The sequence below is a fragment of the Nostoc sp. CALU 1950 genome, assembly GCF_051172895.1.
Taxonomy (GTDB): Bacteria; Cyanobacteriota; Cyanobacteriia; order Cyanobacteriales; family Nostocaceae; genus Nostoc; species Nostoc edaphicum_A.
In genome coordinates this window covers 1-3,940 of record NZ_JBDNJQ010000299.1, presented here as the reverse complement: position 1 = coordinate 3,940, position 3,940 = coordinate 1, and the positions used below count along the sequence as shown (strand labels likewise).

Here is a 3,940-nt window from a genome sequence, read left to right as displayed (position 1 = left end):
TACTTTTGCCGTTACGTGTTAAGCCGTGGCGAACTTCTACACCTTGTAATTGCAATCGCTCAACCAGTTGGGGCATAGTTAGTTTATCTTGGGTGGCGCGGTCGATTAGTTCCTGGAGTTGTTGTTTAATGGGGCGTTCTTGTGGTGTAAGGCGCTCACCATTGATATATTCTTCGTGTTCTCTTTCTAGGCGTTTTTGTTGTCCAATACTAGGATTACGCGATAATTTTTCATGGCTACTCTGGGTTTGTTGTAAGCCGTAATCTCGTTCTAGCTGCCGAATAATGGTTTCGCTGCGCTTGTAATCCCAGCTATCATGTACAATCTTCCCGTTATCTAACCGAATGCGGCTAGCGCAGATATGTATGTGGTCGTGTTCCGTGTTGCTGTGTCTGTAGACTACGTACTGGTTACTGTCAAATCCCATATCTTCGAGATAGCGGTTAGCAAGTTCGTTCCAGGTTGGTTCGTCTAGTCGCTCGTTGTCTGGTAGTGATAATGATGCGTGGTACACTACTCGGTCAGCTTCTGGGTTTAGTTGTCGGGAAATTTTGAATTCTCTGGCCAGGGCACGGGCGTTATTGCCGCCCATGTTGCCACCAATGAGTTTGGCATCTTTCTGAGACTCCAAATAATTCAGCAGTCCTCGGAATCCTCGCCCTTTAGTCTGGTTGCCAATCATCTGTTTCCTCGTCCGATTCTTCGATGAAGGTATTGGCTATTTCCTGTTGGCAGTGTCGTAGCAGTTCTAAGAGTTCTTGTAGAATTTCTGGTGATGCTGGCGGTGGCAACTGCATTTTAATGGCGGTGTTGGTGGCTTTGGCCAGTTGGTTGATGTTGTTGCCGATGCGCGACAGTTCCAGGTATGTATCCACTGTAACTCTGCCCAGTCGCGGCGGTGGTGGTGGAATTGGTCGCAGCAACATACAGCGTCTTGTCAATTCTCCCAAGCTCAAGCCCGTATCTTCTGCTTTAGAGCGAATCATCTCATATTCAATTGGGCTGAATCGCGCTTGCAACATTTTGGTACGGACAAGTGATTGAGAAGAAGCTTTGGGCATAAGTAAAACTTGAGTTGATGCAGTTTTTGAGGGGGTTTCCAAAGTGGGGATACTTCCCCCTTTGGCAAGCCTGCCGAGTCGAGCGCAGCGAGGACAGCACGCAGTGCTAGGCATGGCTTGCTCCTAACCAGTCTTTGGGGGAGGCAGAAGGACTAGGGGAACAACCCACTAGGGGGCAAAATGCGTAATCTGCGGCTACCACCACGATGATATTACTAACGAGTTGATGTAAATTACAGTATGGATAATTTTTACTGAGTAATGTGTGATTTATTTTTGATTAACTGTTAGTGAGTTATCTTACACGCTTTGAGTAATCACTGTTCAATCAGTTACGTTAATATCTGTTGCTGTCTCTTAACTATTTGTTGCATTGATAATTACCTGTCTTTAGATAGATGCTCTCTGTTAAAGTAAAGTTTTAAACATAAACATTAGTTTGATTTTTAATCTTGTGGCTAAAGACAATATTCCTAAGTCTAAGATTCCAGACGCTCTTGATGCTCTTCGCGCTTTGGGTGCTAAGGAATTAGATGATATCCCAGCACGAGCAGCTATTAAAAAAATGCGCCGTCAAATTGAACGGGTACTTCGTCTCGGCTATACCTATGAGGAAGTGTCTAAAACTTTAGCCCCTTTGGATATCAACATCAGTCCTGAACGTATCCGTTATTTACTTAACGATATTCGTAGGTCTACACGCAAAAAGTCAGTTACTACTCCTAGTGAAGAGAATACCACTACACAAGTTATTGATGAGCCAGTAGTTCACGAGAATCCTGAGATTACAGAAAGCAATACTCAATCTGCCAACAAACTTCAGTCTCAATCAAAACCAGAATCAAAACCCGCTTCATCAAAATCAACAACTACTAAAACTCCTAAAACGGCTAAAAAGACCTCTGATGTTAAAGCTCCAGAGAATCAAAATCCCTCTGGTCTTGCTTTTGTGCCTCAAATAATCTCTGATGAGGATTTGTAGATGGTAGTAAAACCTAAACAATCGGCTGACCAAGTTCAGAAAGACTTGCCTTCTTTACAGCCAAAAACTCTTGGGCGCTTAGTGTTGGTGACTGGGGATAAGGGCGGTACTGGTAAAAGTGTGGTGGCTAGAATCCTACTCGACATTTACCGCCACAGAAATATTAACTGCATCGCTTATGAATGTGACCAGTCTAATCCTCAGCTTTATCGCCACTACAACAAAGTCGCTCCTGGGGTGCAAACGCTCAAACTAAATCAGCGCGGTGGTGCTGATGCTTTGCAGGATGATTTGAAACGTTTATCTCCTCAAGTTTCTTTAGTGGATCTACCTGCTGGGGCTGCTGAGTATTTTGAGTCAGTCGCTAAGGATATTTTTTTATTTCAAAATGCCCAACGTTTGGGTTATCGCATCACTATGGTATCGGTGCTGGGTCGGGTTAAAGATAGTCTGTTGCAGTTAAAACGTCTGGTGGATTTCTGCGGCGACAAGGTTGATTATGTGGTTGTGAAAAATCTTTACTGGGGTGATGAGCATAAGTTTACTCGCTACAACAATTCTAAGATGAAGCAGGCTGTAGAAGCATTGGGGGCAGTTGAACTTTTATTGCCTGAGTTATATGACGATATTTTTGACCTCGTTGACTCCAAGGATCTTACCTTCCGGGAGGCGTTAGAGCATGAGGATTTTAGTTTGAGTAATCAATCGAGAGTTTTTGGCTGGATTGATGCGGTTGAAACTGAGTTTTCTAAGGCGGCTGTACAGTTGGGGTTAGAGTAATGGCTGTAAGTAATGGTAATAGCAATGGTGCAGTATCACATTTAGATAGGTTGCTATCAGAAAAACCACCTGAGTTTCAAGCGAAAGTCTTACGGTTTGCGCTAGATTCTGGGATGAAACAAGATGACCCAGCTTTTAGGTTAGTACAGTACATTGGGTATTTGGCGCAACTGACAGAAACCGCACCAAATGATTGGAAATTATTATTTGAAAATTTACAAGTAGAGCTAAACGAATGGAGTCAACTGACGGCGGAGCAATTGAAGATTCAAGCCGACCACACGGAGAATATAAAAAATCTGGCGACCAGCTGCAATCAGCTAGGGACAGCGTTGAGCGCATTAAATCTAACATCTCAGCAACAACTCAAGCAATTGACGAGCTTAACCAAACTCTCCGAGAATTTGAGCAATATCTCCCCAAGACAACCAGAGACATTGAGCCAACCGTTGCGAGAGGAATTGAAAGAAGTCAAGGAGATGATCTCTCTAATGAACCAAAAAGGCGTGGAATCAGACGCTAAAAGTTGGGCGAGAGCTTTTATTATCCGGCTTTTTTCTCCGGTCACATTTTTTATTCTGTTTTGGTTTTATTCACACATTTTTCCGATACCTACTCCTGTTGAAACTACCGAGTCTCTACAGAAGATTTTGCAGAATACTGATTGGAGTAATGCCAAGCTGCAACGGGTTGAGAAAAAATTGGGGACAGATCCAAATCAGAGACGACGGCGGTAAAAGTTTGTTGTTTCAAAGGCGATTTAAAACAACTGGGTCTGCATTATCTATTTGAGCAAAACTGGTTAGTTTAACTTACCACCGACATCATCACAAAGGTGTTTGTCGTTTTCACTAATGTTAGGGCTATTCTTCAGGTAGTCATGTAACCAATTGCAACTCTGCACGAGTAAATTATCTAAATTCAGGTTCCACAGTTTCACTGTTTTGTCAGCACTAGCACTTGCAATGGTCTTGCCATCCGGGCTGAAGGCGACTTGCAAAACCTGAGCCTCATGCCCCTTGAGGGTAGTAATGAGACTGCCATCCATCCGCCACAGTTTCGCTGTTTTGTCATAGCTTGCACTTGCAATGGTCTTGCCATCCGGGCTGAAGGCGAC

General features: G+C 43.6%; 6 protein-coding genes. 3 read left to right on the top strand and 3 right to left on the bottom strand.

Annotated elements, in window-relative coordinates; all coding sequences use genetic code 11:
* On the bottom strand, positions 1-682 hold a 682-nt coding region (locus ABF638_RS37075; protein WP_435027736.1), incomplete at its 3' end, for a relaxase/mobilization nuclease domain-containing protein.
* Positions 663-1,175, bottom strand: a complete 513-nt coding sequence (locus tag ABF638_RS37070) for a plasmid mobilization protein (RefSeq protein WP_435027735.1) — start codon at positions 1,173-1,175, stop codon at positions 663-665. The genes ABF638_RS37070 and ABF638_RS37075, both read right to left, overlap by 20 nt.
* A 340-nt stretch (positions 1,176-1,515) precedes the next feature.
* Between ABF638_RS37070 and ABF638_RS37065 the strand changes: the two genes are divergently transcribed.
* The 3 genes from ABF638_RS37065 to ABF638_RS37055 are packed head-to-tail and all read left to right on the top strand — an operon-like array spanning position 1,516 to position 3,560.
* On the top strand, positions 1,516-2,043 hold the full coding sequence (locus ABF638_RS37065) for a hypothetical protein (protein WP_435027734.1): 528 nt from the start codon (positions 1,516-1,518) through the stop codon (positions 2,041-2,043).
* Positions 2,044-2,823: a hypothetical protein gene (locus tag ABF638_RS37060; RefSeq protein WP_435027733.1), complete on the top strand. Its 780-nt coding sequence runs from the start codon at positions 2,044-2,046 to the stop codon at positions 2,821-2,823.
* Positions 2,823-3,560 (top strand): DUF6753 family protein, encoded by a 738-nt coding sequence (locus ABF638_RS37055; protein WP_435027732.1) that lies wholly within the window; start codon positions 2,823-2,825, stop codon positions 3,558-3,560. Before ABF638_RS37060 ends, ABF638_RS37055 begins: the two co-directional genes overlap by 1 nt.
* Before the next feature lie 65 nt (positions 3,561-3,625).
* On the opposite strand, the gene ABF638_RS37050 is transcribed toward ABF638_RS37055, so the two are convergent.
* Positions 3,626-3,940 (bottom strand): WD40 repeat domain-containing protein (locus ABF638_RS37050; protein ID WP_435027731.1); only part of this gene is annotated, 315 nt, incomplete at its 5' end.

Coding starts and splice junctions, on each gene's coding strand:
- ABF638_RS37070 (WP_435027735.1), bottom strand. CDS start 1,175: ATGCCTAGCACTGCGTGCTGTCCTCGCTGCGCTCGACTCGGCAGGCTT.
- ABF638_RS37060 (WP_435027733.1), top strand. CDS start 2,044: ATGGTAGTAAAACCTAAACAATCGGCTGACCAAGTTCAGAAAGACTTG.
- ABF638_RS37055 (WP_435027732.1), top strand. CDS start 2,823: ATGGCTGTAAGTAATGGTAATAGCAATGGTGCAGTATCACATTTAGAT.